Source organism: Achromobacter sp. Bel (assembly GCF_012928505.1).
Classification (GTDB): Bacteria; Pseudomonadota; Gammaproteobacteria; order Burkholderiales; family Burkholderiaceae_B; genus Achromobacter.
Genome location: NZ_JABBJN010000016.1, coordinates 54,087 through 73,480 on the forward strand (window position 1 = coordinate 54,087; position 19,394 = coordinate 73,480).

17 protein-coding genes are annotated in these 19,394 nt (G+C 60.6%); 9 read left to right on the plus strand and 8 right to left on the minus strand.

What is annotated here, in order from left to right; translation table 11 throughout:
- Positions 1–18: 18 nt before the first annotated feature.
- The 6 genes from HG262_RS12395 to HG262_RS12420 all read left to right on the plus strand — a co-directional run bounded on the left by HG262_RS12395 (position 19) and on the right by HG262_RS12420 (position 7,254).
- The gene (locus HG262_RS12395) at positions 19–1,698 is read left to right on the plus strand and encodes an AMP-binding protein (protein ID WP_169271314.1); all 1,680 of its coding nucleotides are present in this window, start codon (positions 19–21) and stop codon (positions 1,696–1,698) included.
- Positions 1,695–2,171, plus strand: a complete 477-nt coding sequence (locus HG262_RS12400; RefSeq protein ID WP_169271315.1) for a thioesterase family protein — start codon at positions 1,695–1,697, stop codon at positions 2,169–2,171. Before HG262_RS12395 ends, HG262_RS12400 begins: the two co-directional genes overlap by 4 nt.
- Positions 2,168–3,334 (plus strand): FAD-dependent monooxygenase, encoded by a 1,167-nt coding sequence (locus tag HG262_RS12405; protein ID WP_169271316.1) that lies wholly within the window; start codon positions 2,168–2,170, stop codon positions 3,332–3,334. The genes HG262_RS12400 and HG262_RS12405 overlap by 4 nt, the downstream gene beginning before the upstream one ends.
- Before the next feature lie 25 nt (positions 3,335–3,359).
- Positions 3,360–4,349 carry a tripartite tricarboxylate transporter substrate binding protein gene (locus HG262_RS12410; RefSeq protein ID WP_169271317.1) on the plus strand — a complete coding sequence of 330 codons (990 nt, stop codon included), beginning with the start codon at positions 3,360–3,362 and terminating at the stop codon, positions 4,347–4,349.
- Between the two features lie 17 nt (positions 4,350–4,366).
- Complete coding sequence (locus HG262_RS12415) at positions 4,367–5,116, plus strand: aspartate/glutamate racemase family protein (protein WP_169271318.1); 750 nt, start codon at positions 4,367–4,369, stop codon at positions 5,114–5,116.
- Between the two features lie 605 nt (positions 5,117–5,721).
- Positions 5,722–7,254, plus strand: a complete 1,533-nt coding sequence (locus tag HG262_RS12420) for an EAL domain-containing protein (protein WP_169271319.1) — start codon at positions 5,722–5,724, stop codon at positions 7,252–7,254.
- 352 nt (positions 7,255–7,606) lie between these two features.
- Here HG262_RS12420 and HG262_RS12425 read toward each other — a convergent pair whose 3' ends face one another.
- The 6 genes from HG262_RS12425 to HG262_RS12450 form a co-directional block, all read right to left on the minus strand.
- On the minus strand, positions 7,607–7,888 hold the full coding sequence (locus tag HG262_RS12425; RefSeq protein ID WP_169271320.1) for a hypothetical protein: 282 nt from the start codon (positions 7,886–7,888) through the stop codon (positions 7,607–7,609).
- Positions 7,889–8,020: 132 nt separating this feature from the next.
- Positions 8,021–9,175 (minus strand): NADH-dependent flavin oxidoreductase, encoded by a 1,155-nt coding sequence (locus HG262_RS12430; RefSeq protein ID WP_169271321.1) that lies wholly within the window; start codon positions 9,173–9,175, stop codon positions 8,021–8,023.
- A 61-nt stretch (positions 9,176–9,236) separates the two neighbouring features.
- A complete protein-coding gene (locus HG262_RS12435) occupies positions 9,237–9,887 on the minus strand; it encodes a hypothetical protein (RefSeq protein ID WP_169271322.1) in 651 nt (216 codons plus the stop codon).
- A 13-nt stretch (positions 9,888–9,900) separates the two neighbouring features.
- Positions 9,901–10,539: an SDR family oxidoreductase gene (locus tag HG262_RS12440; protein WP_169271323.1), complete on the minus strand. Its 639-nt coding sequence runs from the start codon at positions 10,537–10,539 to the stop codon at positions 9,901–9,903.
- The gene (locus HG262_RS12445; RefSeq protein WP_169271324.1) at positions 10,539–11,468 is read right to left on the minus strand and encodes an alpha/beta hydrolase; all 930 of its coding nucleotides are present in this window, start codon (positions 11,466–11,468) and stop codon (positions 10,539–10,541) included. Before HG262_RS12445 ends, HG262_RS12440 begins: the two co-directional genes overlap by 1 nt.
- Before the next feature lie 59 nt (positions 11,469–11,527).
- Complete coding sequence (locus HG262_RS12450) at positions 11,528–12,445, minus strand: alpha/beta hydrolase (RefSeq protein ID WP_169271325.1); 918 nt, start codon at positions 12,443–12,445, stop codon at positions 11,528–11,530.
- Between the two features lie 125 nt (positions 12,446–12,570).
- On the opposite strand from HG262_RS12450, the gene HG262_RS12455 reads away from it, so the two are divergent.
- Positions 12,571–13,512 (plus strand): LysR family transcriptional regulator, encoded by a 942-nt coding sequence (locus HG262_RS12455; protein ID WP_169271326.1) that lies wholly within the window; start codon positions 12,571–12,573, stop codon positions 13,510–13,512.
- Positions 13,513–14,438: 926 nt separating this feature from the next.
- Here the strand turns inward: HG262_RS12455 and HG262_RS12460 are convergent.
- Positions 14,439–15,818, minus strand: a complete 1,380-nt coding sequence (locus HG262_RS12460) for an NAD-dependent succinate-semialdehyde dehydrogenase (protein WP_169271327.1) — start codon at positions 15,816–15,818, stop codon at positions 14,439–14,441.
- Positions 15,819–15,995: 177 nt separating this feature from the next.
- Between HG262_RS12460 and HG262_RS12465 the strand changes: the two genes are divergently transcribed.
- Positions 15,996–16,955, plus strand: a complete 960-nt coding sequence (locus HG262_RS12465; protein ID WP_169271328.1) for an AraC family transcriptional regulator — start codon at positions 15,996–15,998, stop codon at positions 16,953–16,955.
- 264 nt (positions 16,956–17,219) lie between these two features.
- On the opposite strand, the gene HG262_RS12470 is transcribed toward HG262_RS12465, so the two are convergent.
- On the minus strand, positions 17,220–18,206 hold the full coding sequence (locus tag HG262_RS12470) for a zinc-dependent alcohol dehydrogenase family protein (protein ID WP_169271329.1): 987 nt from the start codon (positions 18,204–18,206) through the stop codon (positions 17,220–17,222).
- A 110-nt stretch (positions 18,207–18,316) separates the two neighbouring features.
- On the opposite strand from HG262_RS12470, the gene HG262_RS12475 reads away from it, so the two are divergent.
- On the plus strand, positions 18,317–19,186 hold the full coding sequence (locus tag HG262_RS12475; protein ID WP_169271330.1) for a LysR family transcriptional regulator: 870 nt from the start codon (positions 18,317–18,319) through the stop codon (positions 19,184–19,186).
- Positions 19,187–19,394 lie beyond the last annotated feature (208 nt).

The following is a 19,394-nucleotide window of genomic DNA, read 5'->3' on the forward strand; positions in this document are numbered from 1 at the left end:
CACAAGGAGGAGACAGACATGCGGAACATTCGCTACCCCATCGAGGGTGTCATATATCACCCCGAGGAACGGGCCCGCGCCTATTTCGCCAGCGGCGCCTGGCGCCCGCTGACGGTGGGCCAAGCCTTGCGTGAAACCGCGCGACGCTGCGGCGACCGTCCGGCCATCATCACCGAAGAGGGAAGCCTGGGCTTCGCCGAGCTGGACGCCCGCACCGAAAGGCTCGGGGCGGCATTGCTGGAAGCCGGCCTGCGTCCGGGCGACCGCGCCATTTTCCAAATGGGCACCACCCTGGAGACTGCGCTTGCGCTGCTGGCCTGCTACAAGGCAGGCATCGTACCCGTGTGTTCGCTGCCGCAGCATCGCGAACTCGAGATCGGCCAATTGATCCGGCAGTCGGGCGCGCGCGCCTACTTTGTCCAGGCCGATTTCAGCACCTTCGACTTGCCCGGGTTCGCATCCCGGATGATGCAGGCCCATCCCGGGCTGGAGCACCTGATCGTCGCGCGCGGACAGGCGTCCGAAGGCGCCTGCCTGCAGGCGCTGATAGACGGCATGCCGCTGGCGCGCGCTCGTGACATGCTGGCCGAGCAGGAACCCGGTTGCGAAGATGTGCTGGGCTTCCAGCTATCAGGCGGGACAACCGGGGTGCCGAAGATCATCCCGCGCTTCCATGCCGAGTACCTGGCGCACGCGCTGGCATGTGCCCAGCGCTACGAACTGCGCGAGGACGACCGGATCATCTGGGCCCTGCCCCTGCTGCACAACGCCGCCCAGGTCTACGTGCTGATGCCGCTGGTCCTGCTGGGCCTGTCGGCGGTGTTCATGTCCCGGATGGACGTGCCGCGCATGCTGGAGCTCATCGAAACCCATCGCGTCACCCGCGCTATTTCGATCGGCCCCATTGCTCCTCAGCTCATGGCCTATGCCGACCTTGCGCGGCACGACCTGTCTTCTTTGCGGCTGTTCACCACCATGAGCGCCGCGGACCGCCTGGAAGCCCACCTTGGCGTCCCCTGTTCCAACCTGTTCGGCATCACGGAAGGCTTGCTGCTGGGTTCCCCCGCCAGCGCGCCCGCCCATGTGCGCCACAAGACCCAGGGCCGCTCGGGCAGCGCCGAAGACGAGATCCGGCTGCTGGTGCCAGGTAGCGAAGCGCTCGCTCCCCCCGGCCAGATGGGCGAACTCTGTTTTCGGGGCCCTTCCACGGTGCCCGGCTTTTTCGACGCGCCAGAAGCCAATGCCGAAGCCTATACCTCGGACGGCTTCTACCGCACTGGCGACATGATGACCCAGCACGTCCACGACGGCGAAGTCCACTACACCTTCGAAGGTCGCTTGCGCGACAACATCAACCGTGGCGGAGAGAAGATCGGCTGCGAGGAAGTCGAGGCCTTGGTCAGTGCGCATCCGGCAGTGTCCGAGGCTCGGTTGGTCGCCATGCCCGACCCCTTCTATGGCGAAAAAGGCTGCATCTTCATCATCCCGCGCCCGGGCCATACCGCCCCATCCGTGCAGGAACTGTTGTCCTTCCTGGTTTCGCAGGGCCTGGCGAAATACAAATGCCCCGAACGCGTCGAGGTCATCGAGGCGTACCCCGTTACCAAGGTCGGCAAGCTCGACAAGACGGCGCTGCGCAGGATGATCGGCGAAATCCTCAACCAGGAAGCCGCCCGCGCGGCAGGAAGCCAGCCATGACGAGCACCGAATATGTGATCGGCGTAACGCCCTTCGTCGTCCGGCGACGGGTCAAATGGGGCGATTGCGACCCCGCAGGCGTGGTCTACACCGTTACCTTCAGCGAGTACGTGATCTCGGCCGCGGAACTCTTCTATGGACGGCTGCTCGGCGGCACGCCGCAACGCCTCAAAGACGAGCACGGTTTCGGCACCCCGACGCGCGCGCTGGCCTTCGATTTTCAGGCCTCGCTATGGCCTGACGAAGAGTTCGACATGGCGGTTCACGTCGAACGCATCGGCGAACGTTCCTACACCCTGCATATCGCGGCCAGCGTGCGGGGCCTGCCTGCCTTCGATGCACGGCTGACGCCCGTTTGCGTGGCTCGCGGCGAACGCCGGGCCATCCCCATCCCCCCAGCGATGCGCGATGCCTTGCTCGCCTATCAGACCGCCTGCGCACAGGCGGCGCCCTCCAGGAGTCCTGAACCATGAAGATCGCCGTCATCGGGGCCGGCCCCGCCGGCTTGTATTTCTCCCTGCTTGCCAAAAAGCACGATCCCAGCCATGACATACAGGTCTATGAGCAGAATCCACAGGGCGCCACCTACGGCTGGGGCGTGGTGTTTTCGGATATCGGCCTGGCCTTCCTGCGCGAGGCGGACCCGGAGTTCTTCCATGCCTTCGTCGCGCACCACGAACACTGCAACTACATGGAGATCGTGCACAGGGGCGAACGCATCCAGGTGCAGGGCAACCATTTCTCGCGCACCTCGCGGCTGGACATGCTGAAGGTGCTGGAGCAGGCCTGCCTGAAGGCCGGGGTACGCATTACCTATGACCATCGCGTCGAAGACGTTTCGCAGCTGGCCGATGAGGTCGACATGCTGGTCGCCGCCGATGGCTCCAACAGCGCCGTGCGCAAGCAGTTCGCCGATCATTTCCGGCCCAGTTTCGAACGTCGGCGCAACAAGTTCGCCTGGTATGGCACGCGCCAGCGCTTCCACCCCGTATCGCTGATCTTCCGTCAGACCGGACACGGAATATTCATCGCCCACAGCTACCAATACAGCCCCGAACTGAGCACGTTCCTGGTCGAGGTCGATCCCGACACCTGGCGCCGCGCGGGCCTGGACTGCGCCAGCGAGGAAGAAAGCCGCCGCTATTGCGCCGACGTGTTCCGGGCCGACCTGGGCGCCCATGAACTGCTGGGCAATCGTTCCCTCTGGTTCGAGGCGAACATCGTGCGCAACGACAACTGGTCGCACCGCAACATCCTGTTGCTGGGTGATGCCTTGCGCACCGTGCATTTCTCCCTGGGCTCCGGCACCCGTATGGCGATGCAGGACGCGATTGCCTTGCATGAAGGACTGAAACAACACCCGACCGAAACGCAAGCCGCCTTCGCGGTCTTCGAGTCCCTGCGTCGGCCGGCTTCGTCCAACTTCCAGGCGGCCGCGGCTCGCAGCCTGGACTGGTACGAGAACGTCGCCGACAAGATGCACTTGAATCCGGTGTCTTTCGCCTACGACTACATGCGGCGCACCGGCCAGGTCAGCCATGAAGATTTGCGCCAGCGCGACCCGGCGTTTACCGCGGCCTATGAAGCCCGGGCCGGCCTGACGGCCGACAACAAGGATGGCCAGACCATCCGATAAACCATCCATGGAGTATGGAGGAGACATGACAAAAACCCTGATTCTGGCGTCCATCGCCCTGACCGTCCTGGCGGGCGCTTCCCTTGCGCCGCCCAGCCAGGCGCAACCGTCCGGCTATCCCAGCCACAGCGTGCGCGCCGTGCTGCCCTATTCTGTTGGCAGCGGCCCGGATGCAGTCACCCGCATCATCGGCGAGCAATTGACGGCCACATGGAAGCAGGCCTTCATCGTCGAAAACAAGCCCGGCGCCAACGGCTGGCTGGCCATCGGCGAAATCAAGCGATCCGCGCCGGACGGCTATTCCCTGGCGGTGGTGGACAACACCCACATGACGCTGCAGCCACATCTGTATAGCAAGCTGCCCTTCGACCCCGTGCGTGACTTCACCCCCGTCGCCCCTATTTACACCACCAACTTCTTCATCGTCGTTTCGGCCAATTCGCCATGGCGCAGCGTGTCCGACCTGATCGATGCCGCGCGGCGGAAACCGGGATTGCTGACGTACGGAAGCTGGGGAATGGGCAGCGTGGCCCACCTGGGGTCGACCCAGTTCGAACGCAAGACCGGCACGACCATGACGCACGTGCCCTTCAAAGAGCTGCCGCAGCTGTACACGGCCGTGGCCAATGGCGAGGTGGACTGGGCCTTCGGCACGGCCGCGACGGTGCAGAACCTGTACCAGGCCAAGCGGGTCAGGCTGCTGGCGCTTGCGGCGCCCGCCCGCCTGGCGCTGTATTCCGACGTGCCGACGGTGTCGGAAGCCGGCGGCCCCAGTGATTTCGAACTCAAGACCTGGGTGGCCGCCTTTGCGCCCAAAGGCACATCGGCCGACGTGGTCCGGCGCCTGAACAGCGACATCGCCACCGCCTTGGCAGCCCCCGCCGTGCGCGAGCGTTTCCGTACGTTCGGCTTTGAACCCTGGGCCGGCGATGCCGCAACGGTCACCCAAGCCCAGGAGCAGGACTGGGCCCGCTTCGCCGACGTCGTCAAGCAAGCCAACCTTTCCCTGGATTGAACCGCAAAGGAAACACCATGAGCCGTCTATATCGCATCGGCCAGATCGTCCCCAGTTCCAATACCACCATGGAAACGGAAATCCCGGCCATGCTGCGAGCGCGCGAGGCCATGCGGCCGGAGCGCTTCACGTTCCACAGCAGCCGCATGCGGATGCATAAGGTCACCCCGGCCGAGCTGCAGGCCATGAACCGCGAAGGACTACGCTGCGCCGCGGAACTGGCCGACGCGCGCATGGACGTCATTAGCACCGCCTGCCTCGTGGCCATCATGGCCATGGGGCCCGGCTATCATCGCCAAACGGAGGACGAGCTCGGCGCGGTCGCCCGCGCCAACCACTGCCAGGCGCCTGTGATGACCTCCGCAGGCGCACTGATAGACGGCTTGCGCCACCTGGGCGCGCGCAAGATCTCCTTGATGGCGCCGTATATGCGGCCGCTGACCGACCAGGTGGTGAGCTATATCGAAAACGAGGGCATCGAGGTGGTGGACGCCCTCAGCTTCGAGATTCCGGACAACCTCGAAGTGGGCCGGCGGGACCCCATGCAACTGATCGAAGACGTCAAACGCCTGGATACGCGCGGCGTCGATGCCGTTGTGCTTTCGGCCTGCGTGCAGATGCCATCGCTACCCGCACTCCAGTCCGTGCAGGACACGATGGACATTCCTGTCGTGTCGACGGCTGCGTGCACGGTTTGGCGCATGCTGGAACATTTGGGCCTGGAGCCCGTCACCTCTGGCGCAGGGGCACTGCTGTCCCTCAGATAGGAAGGTGCGGGGCGGCTGAATGCCGCCTTGGCGTTGGCGCCGGTAGAGGCAGTTTGCCGCAAAGGTTCATTGAACTTGAGCGGCGCCTTATTTCCCTGCTCCCCGCTAGCGCCTGCAAACCGCCCACCATCGCCAGGTCAGTCCAAAACCTGGAGAGAACTTCGCTGCGCGCGGCGTACTCGCGACCTGTGGCCGCGTTAGGAAGCCTACGCGCCACTTGTCGCCACAGGACCCGGACGGCCTCTCGCAGAAGTGCGAAGGCCAAACTGGCTGCATACCTGCGCCGTGGCCACTCGGGTAGGCAGGCCAAAAGTGCGGAACTGGGTTAGGTTCACCTTCCTGCAGACCCCGGTCCTCGAACCTCACAAAGCGCGAAACGAAGGTGCTTTACCGAGATCCCCCTGCGGCGCGATCAGAAACCAGCGGTCCAAACAGTTGACACGGATTGGCACCTCAGGATACGCCCTCCGTCTTGGGGAGGCATCACAATGCAGGACAAAAGCTCCGCGACGGCCCTGGCTTTGGTCCTAACGCACCAACAAGAAGACGATCGGCGAGGTTGATACCTCCTTAAGACGAACCTTGGTCAGCCGCAAATTAGAACCATGGAAATCACGCATCTTCCCACCCAACACCGACTGGCCTTGTTTGGGACCCCAATAGTAATAGTGAGCCTGCTTGCGGCGGGACTGGAATTTCGCTCTGTCGCATCCCAGTCTGATGCAATAGTTAGGCATCACAATGAGCACCTGCTTCAACGGGCATTAGCGATTGGAAGAGAACAGGTCGACATAATGCAGTCCTTGAAGGAGGCGAGTGAACCTTGTTCTGCTGGGGATATCTCGGCGCTCCGCCACCGGTTTTACTTGGCCAACTATGTTGCTGACATCGCACGGGTTGTAGACGGAAGGGTACGCTGCTCCGCAGTGTGGGGAGTATGGGAAATGCCCCATACGCTATCTGCAGGGATTAGTGTGGGGAACTCCGGCATCTCCGTATGGAAGAATATTAAGAATCCAATACTGTCGGAACTCACGGGCGACCTCGCAGCCAGCAATACGGTGGCGGTCTTTACCAGCATCTCATCATTCGAAGAGCTTGGCGGTCCTAGTGGTAAGTTGCACGGGCGAATCTATACCACGGACCGAAAGTACGTCTACCAAGACTTCGGAGATACTCAATCGTCTTTACAGCTGCCCAACATGTCTTCATGGTGGAACAACTGGTTCTTACGTTCTCAGACCGTTGTTACCTGCGACGCTCCTGACAATTTGGATATCTGTGCAGAATCCACGATTGTCACCGACATGCGAAGTCCGATTGCTCAATATGGCCTGCTCGGGGCTTTAATCGGCGCCGTTTTCGGCATGATCCTTCTTCTATGGTGGAAAGGGTCGCATGGCTTGCGGGCAGGTCTATTGGAAGCGCTGCAGAAACGAAGGATTCATGTCGTCTATCAGCCGCTACGAGTCCTAGAGACGAACGAAGTCGTCGGGGCGGAGGCCTTGGCTCGCTGGACGCACCAGGAAGTAGGACCCATTCCGCCGACTACGTTCATTGGGTGGATTGAGAAATTAGGACTACGCGCAGAGTTCACAAGATATGTCGTAGTAGCTGCACTCGACGGGGCCCTCGGCCGCCTTCGCGGTAGGGAGAATTTCTATGTCAGCATCAACGTCTTTCCTGGTGATCTGGAGGACGCTTCGTTTTTGGACTTCATGACAGACGAGACGGCGCGGCGTGGCATCGATCCTGCTCGTGTCGTCCTCGAAATATCTGAATCCGCTCAATTTTCCACTCCCACCCCAAATGATATCTTGCAACTATTCCGAGCCAGAGGGTTTAGGATTTTCCTGGATGACTTTGGAGTTGGCTATTCCAATTTTGGAAACGTCGTGAGTTGGAAGCTTGATGGGATAAAACTGGATCGAGTTTTCATCCAATCAATCGGTGAGACCCAGCGCGCTGCACCTGTAATGGAGAAGATCATTGAAATGGCTAGACAGCTTGACGTTCAAGTGATCGTAGAGGGAATAGAGACCCAGGCACAGGCAGACTACATTCTCGACCGGATGCCCCATGCTGTGGGACAAGGTTGGTTGACTGGTCGTCCTGGATCTGCGCTTGACGCTATATAAGGCTGTCAGCTTTGAAATAAGCGTGAATTCACGTCAGCTCGAGGAACTGCTATTCAAACGACGCCCGCGGCCGCGTTTTCACGCAGAACGGTGCAATGCCAACGCTGAACGCCCTCTCCCAGAACTGTGAGGGACAAGCTGGCGCACACCTGTGCCGTGTCCATTCGGGTAGGCATTTTGACGGTCCGGAATCTGCTCCGGGCAGCGGAACCATATGGCATGAAGCGATCCGTCACTCCGCGCTTCTGATCCGGAGCGGTTTCAGTTCCGAAGAGGAATACTCCCGGCGAGTAGCGCTGCTCTATTTTGACCCACAACATGCTACGCCGGGAGCGGCGGATAGGCGCATTGCCTACATTTCAAAACCCCAAGGTCCCAGCTGCTGCGAAATTACATTGGGGGCACTCATCACTACTGTTGGCCTACTTTTATCGGCCCGTGCCATTGGTGCGTTTATTGCGACCATGCTGTCGTGATCGCGCTCGAAGCGTTGAAAGATTGCTGCATCGGCGCTGGCGGCTATCGTCAGCAAAGCGCCGCTAGGAAACACAAGGCGAATCACGTCGCGCATTTCCACAATAACAGTGTGAAAGTCTTCGTTGCCCGACGGAACAGCAAAATTATCAATTTGCATCGATGGTGCTCACCCCTATATGAAGTCGATCGTGGAATCAGCTTAGCAAAGGCGACTCGCTCGGAACCCCGCCCCACGTTAGGGATTTGCCCGGGGTTGATGCAATCGGATGAGACCTGTGAAATAGATGGCTTAGGTGCACCCCTTATCTGAGGGGTCGCGAACGGGAAACCAGCCTGGGGTCGATGCAATCTTGCCCCAGAGCTTGGCGGGAATCACCAATTCGCTCGGCTTGCGCGAAAGATCCAAGGCGGTTTCGATCTCTGCTTCACGTCCAGCATGGGCCAGTTGTACCCAGTGCCGGTTCATCACCAAGCTACGCCCGACATTCACCATCTGTATTCCCAGCGCCAGCGCCGCGCGCGCATCTCGGGGCGTGCGCACTTCACCGGCTGCCATCAGCGGCACGCGGCTGCCCACGCGCTCGACGAATCGCTCGGCCGTGCTTTTCCCAAAAGCCTCGTTCTGCGGCTTGCCATTGAGCAAGTTGTAAAGCGAGGCATGCAGGTAGTCGATCTGGCCTTCGTCGATCAGCTCGTCCACCAGAGCCAGCGCGTCGTCGATACGAAGCGCGCCTTCGCCCGGCTCTTCGGGCGAGATGCGGTAGCCCAGCAGGAAGGGGCGCGCGGCATGTGCTGCGATCACGCGGCGCACTTCGCGCACCACTTCCAGCGGAAAGCGCATGCGCCTTTCTAGCGCCCCCCCCCATTCGTCGGCTCGCTGATTGAACAGCGGCGAGAGGAAGTTCTGGATCAGGAATCCGTGGGCTCCGTGTAATTCCACCCCATCGAAGCCTGCCTCGATGGCGCGGCGCGTCGCTTCGCCAAAGTCCCTGATCACAGCCAGGATCTCTACGTGGCTGAGCGCGCGGCTGACCAGCTTGCCGTCGTTGAATGGGCCTTTGGGTGCGGCCATGGCGCTGGCGCTGACGAGCTCGCCATTGGGGATGAGGGAAGGCACGGCCTTGTTGCCGGCATGGAAGATCTGCAACACGGCAGGGGCGCCGCCGCTCTTGCCAGCTTCGGCCAGCTTGCGCAAGCTGGAGATGAAGCGGTCGTCGTAGGCTGCGAATTCATCAGTGAATCCGATGCCGCTCGGTTGTACATGGGTGCAGCCAGTCAGTACCAGGCCCACGCCCTGGGCACGGGCGCGGTAGTAAGCCAGCTCATCATCGGAGACGGTTTCGTCAGGGTTGGACGACCAGGTGGTCATCGGTGCCATCACTACGCGGTTACGCAGGGTAATACCATTGGCGAAGGCAAAGGGTTGGAACAGGGAATCGGTCATGATTTCGAAAGATCGACGGCCAACGCGCTGGTGGCGCAAGGGCTGGATGAATTGTTGAGTGTCAAGGATGGGCCTGCGGGCCAAACCATTCGTCGTCAATGGCCAGGAGCATTTGCTCGGGCGTGAGCTGCCGCGTCATGCGTCCACGCAGCACGTAGCGGTGCTCGAACGACTTCGCGCCATGCGCCATCACCTTGGTTTTGAGGGCCGCGATGTGCTCATCGCCAAAGTGGCTGTTGAACGTGTTGAACAGCACCACATGCAGGCCGTCGAACCGGTTGTGCTCCACGAAGGCCCAGATCGGCGGCGCTGGGCTGTAGAGCCACACGGGTGAGCCGAGCCAGACGGTATCGAACGGCGTCAGGTCGATGGTGCGCGGGATGATGCCCGGTAGCGATTCAGGCTTCTCCTTGAGCGCATTGGCATCCTTGAGCGCATGGGCCAATCCGCCCGTGCCAAGCTGGTAGTCGGGTGCTTCCAGCGTAAACAGTTGCGCTTTGAGCCGTCGAGCTACATGGCGCGCGGCCAGCGCCGTGTTGCCCGAACGCGAGAAATACACCACTGCTGCACGGGACGCCGTGGGCGGGGAGACATAGGGCTGCTTGCCCGCCAACTGGCGGGCTTGCCGGCTTTCGATCCAGGTGATGGCGAATAGCCCCAACAAGGCTGCCGCCAGAAGCGCAGCGAGAAAAATGGCCAGGTACTTGAGCATTGCCATCACCGATTCACATGAAGTACGGTTTGTCGCCGTCGCTGTTCGGCTTGTTCACGCCGAGGCTCTCTCCAAGGTGCAGTTCGGGCGATGCGATCACCTTGGCGATCAGATCGGCCACGCTCATGCGCGAGACCACGGTGCCCTGGAAGGGCTGGGCCTTGGCGGTTAGCTCGTAGTCCACCTCATCCTCGTCTGTCAGCCAGGCGGGGCGCACGATGGTGTAGTCCAGCCCCGAGGCCTCAATCAGGTCAGCCGCCCGCCGGAAGGGCTTAAGGTCTTCGCCAATGATGGCGTTGTTCCACTCGCCGAACTTGCCGGGCACCTCGTCGTAGATGCCCAGCGACAGCACGAAGACCAAACGTTTGACGCCTGCCGCCTGCATAGCGGCGATGACGGCTTGGGCCTGTTTGTCCAGGTCTTCGCCAGTGAGATTGGCATAGACGATCTGCTGACCCGCCATGGCGTCCCTAAGCAGCTTTTTGTCCAGCACGTTGCCTATCACCACCTGGGCGCTGGCGGGCTCCCTACCGGTCAGTTTCTTGGGATCGCGCAGCAGCAGCGTCAGCACGCTATCCGGGCGACTGGCCAGCTCGGGGATGACCAACTGCGCGATCTGGCCGGAGGCGCCGAGGATGAGGATGTTTCGCATCACAGCGTCTCCTTGAAGAACGGCACCACCTTGGCCATGGCGATGGCCACTGGCTCGGGCTTGTCGTACAGGTCATAGTGCGACCAGCCTTCGGCGACAACGATGTGCTTGTCCGTCGAGGCGGCACGGCTGTAGATTTCCCAGCCGTCGCGGAATGCCCCGAAACCACCCGGCTTGTCGCCGATCACCACCATCAGAGGCTGGGTCAGCAGCACTTCGGCGTGCAAGAAAGCGTCCCAACCCATCGCCGCACCGCTGAACGACATAAGCTGGCTGGTGGCGCCATTGGGCTGCTGGCCGCGGGCGGTCTTGTAGTAGTCGGTGGCCTCCAGCACATCGATGTCGGTGATGCCGGCCTGCTGGGCGGCACCCACCGAATCCGGCAGTAGGTTCGCCGCATCCCGGGAGGCACCCTGGGCCTGGGCCGTGCGCATCTGCGCAATATTGGCGGCCAATTCGCGCGGCTTGAACTGTGCAAAGCCTTCACGGATCAGACGGCCGTAGTTCACGCCCGTGATCGACACCAGCGCCTTCAAGCGGTGATCGGTGATGCCGGCATGGACCGTGTAGGCACCGCCGCCGCACACACCGATGGCGCCGATGCGCTCGGCATCCACATAGGGCAACGATTGCAGGTAGTCCACCGCAAAGCGAATGTCGGAAACGCGGATGGCCGGGTCTTCGATGAAGCGCGGCGTGCCGCCGCTGGCACCCTGGAAACTGGCGTCATGCACCAGCACGACGAAGCCGGCATCGGCCAGTCCCTTGGCGTAGATGTTGCCGGCAGTCTGCTCCTTGCAGCTGCCAATGGGATGCGTGCTGACGATGGCGGGATACTTCTTGCCCTCGTCAAAGCCGGGAGGCAGGTGGATGTCGGCGGCAGTTTGCCAGCCCAGGTTCTGGTAGGCAACGGTTCGGATGGTAGTCATGATGAAAACTCCTTGAAGGTGGGGCGGGCTCCGCCCCTTGCCAGGTGGGGTGCAGCGGCTTACTTCAGCTTGGCCAGGAAGAACGGAGCCAGCTTCGAGACCGCCTCGTCCACGTACTGGGGCACGTCGTACAGATCCATGTGGTCGGCGCCTTCGACAACGTGCAGCGTTTTGTCGGTGCTGGCGGCGCGGGCGATCAGGTCGTCGCTCATCCACTTGCTGCCGGCCTTGCTGCCGGCGACGGCCAAGATGGGCTGGGTCAGGAAAGCCTCGGCCTTGTTGTAGGCGTCGTAGGTGATGATTTGTGTGAGGTTGCGTGCCAGGGTGAAGCCGGGCGCGTTGGGGTGTTCGCAACGGGGGGTGTGGTAATACTCCCAGGCGCCACGCAGTTCGGGGTTAGGCGCGTCTTCTTCCTTTAACGGGGCCAGCGGTATGGTGGCCATGTCGTCATTGCTGGCGTCGGCTGTGCGCGCCGCCGAGCCGGCGTCAAGGTAAGGCAGCGCATCGGCGTCCTTGACCGTGTTCTCCCAGCCGTTGCGGAACATCTGACCAATATTCACGGCGCTCACCATGGCCAGGGCCTTGATGCGGCGATCGTTGATGGCAGCGTTGGCGCTATAGCCCGCGCCGGCGCAGATGCCCATGGCACCGATGTTGGCTTGATCCACATAGGGCAGCGTGGTCAGGTAGTCGATGACGGCACTAACGTCCTCGGTGCTGATGTAGGGATTCTCCAGCTGGCGCGGCTCGCCGGTGCTCTCACCCTGGTAGGAGCGGTCAAAGGCGATGGCGATCAGGCCGTTCTCGGCCAGTTTCTTGGCATAGAGACCTGCGGTCTGCTCCTTCACGCCGCCGCCGGGGTGGGAAACGACGACGGCCGGGTACTTTTTGGAGTCATCGAAGCCGGCAGGGAAATTGATGATGGCGGCCATGGTGATGCCTTGGCCGTTGAGGTTTTTGAACGAGACGTTGGGCATGCGGTTCTCCAGTCAGGGATGAAAAATCGTGGTCAGACGACAAGCGACTGGAATCAATGGTAAGGACGTCATTGAGTAAGATAAACAGGCTTTCAAATACATAAATGGTTAGTTAGACTAAACAAATGCCCATTGAGCCTTCCCTCATTTCTTCCCTCACTTGGTTCGCCCACATCGCCAGAAATCGGAGCTTCACTAAGGCTGCGACGGAGATGGAAGTGACGCGCGCCGCGCTGTCCCAGCACCTCAAGGGGCTGGAACAGCGCCTGAACGTGCGGCTGCTCAACCGCACGACGCGGGATATGTCGCTGACGGAAGAAGGCCGGCGCCTGCTGGATGTGCTGCAACCTGCGCTTACGGCCATCGAGCGGGCCGTGGCGGAATTGGGCGAAGCGCATGCCGAACCATCGGGATTGATCCGCATGAGTTCTTCGCGCATCGCAGCGCGGCTTCTAATCGAACCGCACCTGGGCGAACTTCTGGCGCGCTACCCAAAGCTGCGACTGGAATTGGTAATGGACGACGGTTTCACCAACATCGTGGCCGAGGGGTTGGATGCCGGTTTACGCTTGGGTGAGAGCCTGGACGAAGGGGTGGTGGCGGTGCCGGTCACGCCGCAGCTTCAGTACGCCATCGTCGGCTCGCCCGCGTACTTCGAGCGTCATGGCAAGCCCGAGACGCCGGCTGACCTGATGCAGCACAACTGCCTGGCCTACCGCTTTACCTCCAGTGGAACCATCGACCGCTGGTCGTTTACCTCGCCGGGCGCCGAAAGACGCACGGTGGTATTCGAACCACAAGGAAATGCTGTATTCAACGACGACGACAGCATGCTGCGCGCGGCGCTACAAGGAGTTGGGCTGGTGCAACACATCGATCTTTGTGTGCGCCAGCACTTGGTGCACGGTTCGCTTATACGGGTGCTAGGCCCCTGGTGCAAACCTTTCCCGGGATTCTTCCTCTATGTGCCCTCCCGGGCGCAGATGCCGGCCAAAATTCGGGCGTTGATGAATTTCCTGGTCGAGAAGCGGGAGCAGTTTGCTCGGCAAACGGGCGCTGCGAAATGAGAGGCCTCATTCTTTGCTGTCGAAACTCGGTGAAGGAGCGAAGTCGATGCCATTTAAATCAAACATCCAGCTAGATTCGCTTATTCACTTTGCTCGTCTTGGTTCGCTCTTGCCACATGGACGTTGCCCATCACGCGTCCGATATCACCACGTCACGGCAGCAATGAATCGCAAACGGTCAGGATAGCGCCGCCTCGGCCCCTAGGGGTACCCAGTGGAGGACCGTCAGTCACCGGCTATGGTGCGGAAATCACTGGCATGACTTAATTGGAAGGCGTACCCAGGCCTGCCTTCCCGATCATCGCCACTGCCACTTGAACCATCCGCTATGGCTCGATTTTGTTCAATTTCCAAGTTGAATGAATCGTTATCGGCATTTCCCCGACTTCAATGAACCAAAAGTCCATCCGAAAGCTCGTCTGGTGTCGAAGTTCATTGAAGGAACACCTTGACGTCATTTAAAACAAAGACTTTGCGGATATTGGTTCATCCACTTTGGTGTTCTTGGTTCATTGAACTTAGTGTTTTTTCTCAGAAAATTCATTGAACTTAGGTGCCGCTTTGTTCCGTCACATCCAAAGCGGACCTCCCTCCCTGATCACAGACCATTCGGACAGCAACAAGCCAAGCAACTGGCCACCGACTGCTATCGGCCACAAAGTGTCACTCGGCCGAATCGTTGCTAGGACATTTAGGTGTCAGCCACTCCGAAGAAACGGTCGTTCGAATGGTTGCCTAGCGAGTCGCATGAGGGCATTCGGGATGTTTGGCGCGCCACGATAACAGCAGCGATATCCACTTCGCCTATTCGGCATCAGGTGGGCCTTCGTCGCCGCGGGCACCTAAAAGCCGATCGGGTGACGACAGCTCGGGCGCTGACAAGTCTAGGTTGGTAACATATGCTGCGACGCGTCTTTGTCTTGATCCTACTTGTCCAACCCTGCCATCAAGACGTACTTCACCTCGACGTACTCCTCGATCCCGTAATAGCTGCCTTCGCGGCCGTAGCCCGAGTGCTTGATGCCTCCAAATGGAATCGATGCGGTGCCGACCGAGCCCGAGTTCAGGATCACCATGCCGGCTTCGATGTTCCTGGACAGCCGAAACGCACGCGCCAGATCGCGCGTGAAAGCGTACGCCACCAATCCATATTCAGAATGGTTGGCGCGCGCGACGACATCGTCTTCGGTGTGGAACCGATACACCGCAAATACCGGCCCGAAGATTTCGGTATGCGCGACGCGCATGTCATCGGTCAGGCCGACCAGCACCGTCGGCTCGTAGAACAGCCCGCCTCTCGAATGGGGCTTCCCCCCCAGCACCACCTGCGCGCCGGCGCGTTTGGCGTCATCGACGAGTTCAGCCACCTTATCGATGCCCGCCTGGTTGATCAATGGCCCTACAACGAACTCCTCCTGCATGCCTTGGTCGACCCGGATGCGGGCAACTTTCTCGACAACCGCCGCGACAAAGCGGTCGTGGATGGCATCCTGAACATAGATGCGGTTGGGCGAAATGCAGACCTGGCCTGAATTACGCAGTTTGGCAGCGACCAGGCTGGTCGCCGCAGCTTCGATGCTGGCGTCGTCGAAGACGATGAAGGGAGCATTGCCACCCAGTTCCAGCGTCATCTTTTTCAGATCGTTGCCGCAAGCGGCAGCCAGCATTTTGCCAACGGCGGTAGAGCCGGTGAACGAGATCTTGCGGATACGCGACTCGCCGATGAACAGTTCGCCGATCTCTTTCGGATTGCCGGTCACCATCTCGAACACGCCCTCCGGGATACCGGCCTTGCGGGCGTACTCCAGCATTTTGTACGCCGTCAACGGCGTCAGTTCGGACGGTTTGATGATCATGGTGCAACCGGCCGCCAGCGCAGTGGCGATCTTGCGGGCGATCATCATGAACGGGAAATTCCACGGCGTAATGGCCGCGGTCGGGCCGGCAGGCTCCTTGAACACAAGGACTTCGGCGCCGGCGGCGTGCGACGGAACCGTGTCGCCGTACACGCGCTTGGCTTCTTCGGCATACCATTCGATGAAACCCAGCCCGTAGTCGATTTCGCCCAAGGCTTCGGACAGGCATTTTCCGTTTTCCCTGACCATGATCTCGGCGAACACGCGCTTGTCTGCGCGGATCAGTTCAAACCAGCGGCGCAGCAGGTCGCCGCGCTCCTTGGCAAGTTTGCGTGACCACAGGGGGAAGGCGTTGCAGGTCCGATCAATGGCGGCCTGGACATCGGCTGCGCCAAGTTCGGGCGCTTCGCCTACAACGGCGCCGTCAGCGGGGTTGAATACTTTGATCATGATAGGTGTCGTCCTGTCGGGTTGAGGGATGCCTGAGGCATGGATGTAATGCTAGGATTCCCGAAGCGATAGTTCGATGGCCTCTGGTCTTTGTTTATTGCCTAAAACTATTGGGCCGAATATTCATGGACCATTCATGGCAATCTGTTCACCCTGTACCCCGATCAGACCGACACCATGTCCGAACGCCCCGAACCCGATGACCCGCTGGCCTCCGTGCGCCAGCAGATGGCCCGTCTGCTTGGCGAACTGGCGCCCACCGAGGGCTACAACCTGACGGTGCTGGAAGACGTGCGGCTGCTGCGCTCCAACCGCCCGCTGAAGTCCGTTCCCGTGCTGTACGACCCCGGTATCGTGATCGTGTGCCAGGGCACGAAGCGGGGCTTTTTCGGTGGGCAGACCTACCTGTACGATGCGCAGCAATGCTTGGTCGTATCGGTGCCGGTGCCTTTCACGATGGAAACGGACGCAAGCGAAGCCGAGCCGTTGCTGGCCCTATACATGCATCTGGACTTCAAACTGGCGGCCGACCTCATGCTGCAAATCGACCAGTTGGGCGGTTTTGTGGCGGCCGAGCCGAAAGGCATGATCTCCAGCCCCATGGATCCGCCATTGACCGATTCCGTGTTGCGCCTGTTGCAAGCACTTGGCCAGCCTATGGAAGCGCAGATCCTGGGGCCGGCTCTGGTGCGCGAAATCTATTTTCGTATCCTGACCGGGGCACAGGGGCCGGCGATGCGGGCGGCTCTGGCCATGCAGGGCCAGTTCGGCAAAGTGGTCCGGGCATTGCGCCGGATTCACGCCGCGTTCAAGGAAGACCTGACCGTGGACCAGCTGGCGCGGGAAGCCGGCATGAGCGTGCCGGCGTTCCACGTCCATTTCAAAGCAGTGACCAGCACTTCGCCCATGCAATATCTGAAATCCACGCGCCTACACCATGCGCGGCTCCTGATGGTGCGCAACTCAATAACGGCCGCCGCAGCCAGCGCCGACGTCGGTTATGAAAGCCCATCCCAGTTCAGCAGGGAGTTCAAACGCCTGTTCGGACGCAGCCCGGTCGAAGAGGTGAACCGGATGCGGGCGGACTTTGCCGTGCCACCGCCCTTTGCCGCCTCGGCGTACGTCTCGTCGCACTGAAGGTGTCGAAGTTCATTGAAGGTGGAAAGTCCCGGAGCTCGGAACAGTAGCGCCGTAGCATCGCGCAAGTAGGTCTGCGCGAGCCGACTCCAGAATGGCGCGCCCATGCACATGCGTCACCGCGTTCGGCACGATGTTCAAGAAGGCGCTGGCCAAGGTATGGATATGCAAGGAATGATCTGTTAAGTCCGCAGCCAATTGCCAACCGATGTCGCCACCCGCAATGCGGGTTGCGACTGGCGCGGAACACTGCCAATTCACGCCTCATGCCACGTCCACCACGATTTTCCCCCTCGCGGTTGCATTCGAGATAGCTTCGTAGGCAACTTCCGCGGAACGCAGGTCGAACCGCCGGGGATCGAGATTCGGCATGAGCTTGCCGGCTTCGACCAGCCATGTTGCCTCGCGGAGCATCGCGCCGTGGTGAGCGCGATACTGGCCTGTGAGCAGCGGATACAGGGTGAATATTCCAGAATAAGTGGCCTCGCGGAACGACAGCGGCGCCAACGCATGCGTGCCCCACCCCAGCGCGCTGACGACATGCCCAAAGTGCTTCACCGCGGCAAATGCAGCATCAAGCGATGGACCGCCCACGGTGTCAACGACAAGATCGAAGCCAGCGCCTTGCGTGAACGAAGCCACATACGTTTCGACTGACTGGGATTGGTAGTCGATGGGCGTTGCCCCGAGGCGCGCAACAAGATCGTGGTCACGCAAACCAGCCGTGGCGAAAACGCGGGCGCCCAGCGCACGCGCCAGTTGCACCGACACATGACCGACACCCCCCGCGCCACCTTGCACCAACACAGTTTGACCGGCCTGCAAACGCGCGCGGTCGACGAGGCCCGAGTATGACGTGATAAACGCAAGGGGCAGCGCCGCGGCTTCACGCATCGAGAGGTTTACCGGCTTGATGGCAAGCAGGTCCGCATCCACGACCGCATATTGGGCCAGAGAACCCTGGATGCCGCCGACTCCTCCCGTCATGCCGTAGACCTCGTCACTGACGCGAAAATTGGACACGCCGGGGCCGACCGCATCGACCACGCCGGCCATGTCTATGCCCAGCACCAACGGCAGTGGATGCTTTGCGTGCGCGGCGCTGCCGGCGCGAATCTTGGTATCCAGCGGATTCAGGCCACTTGCGACGATGCGCACGCGCACTTGCCCGTGGGCCGGTTGCGGCATGGGAATTTCGGTCAACTCAAGTGGACCGTTATGACGGTTTAGAACGAGCGCCTGCATGGTCATGATCAACTCCTTAAGGGGATCTGGCCCGTCAAATGACCGATCAATGCAGTCATCATTGGCTATGCTATAACGCATGTAAATCTACATTTTTGCACTGCCACTAAACATAAATGAATGAAATGCGTCTGGAGTGGAGCGATGTCCGCGTGTTTTTGGCGATTGCCCGTTGCGGCACATTGGGCCGTGCGGCAAAGCAGGTAGGCCAAACCCAGCCCACCATGGGTCGCAGGCTGCGTGCGCTTGAAGAAGCGCTTGGGCATACGCTCTTTCAGCGGACGAGCGATGGATTTGTCCTGACCGATGATGGGGCGGCGGTGCTCGCCTACGCTGAACGAATGGAGGAAGAGGCGCTGGGCTTCACGCGCGCTCTGACGGGAAAAGAAACGCAACTGAGCGGGCTGCTGCGGGTCTCTTCATCCGACTGGTTCGGCATCCACGTACTCACGCCGGTATTCGCGCGCTTTCTGGCACAGCACCCGGGCATCTCAATAGAGCTGCTCACGGATTCACGCCTGTACAACCTGGCGCGGCACGAGGCGGATCTCTTGTTCCGGATCGTCCCTTTCGAAGAGTCCGACATCATTCAACGTAAGCTGATGCGGATCGACTATGCGCTATACGGGCACGTTGACATCGCCCCGCCGTCACCAGGCAACGGTGTCGGCCATGCGCTGATCAGCATGGACAGCGCATTCGGTTCGTTGCCCGATGTTGAATGGATCAAGCGGATGTTGCCTGGAGCAAGGATTGTGTTCGGCAGTAATAACCGCGGCGTTCAAGCACGTATGTGTGCTGAGAAATCGGGCTTGGCAGTGCTGCCATGTCTGCTTGGTGATATAACGCCCGGCATTCGAAGAATCGACTTGGGCGAGGCTCCGCCGGGTCGCGATGTCTGGCTAGGCTATCACCGAGATCTGCGACGTGTTGCTCGACTGCGAGCCCTGCTGGACGTCACGATCGATGCATTGGCCATGCCTTGAGCCGGCTGGCTTGCCTCGATCTGCTGCAGGTTTGCCGCCGATAGAGACTGCTTGATCTTGCATCCGTTGGGGGATTTGAGGGTCAGCCAGAACTCAATTAAGGCTCGCCGGCCCACTTTTTTCGGACCTCAACTGCCGAGATGCGCTGCGACCGGCATGAATGGGGCGTCTACACATTTGGAAAGCTCAAAAGTCAATGAACCAAATC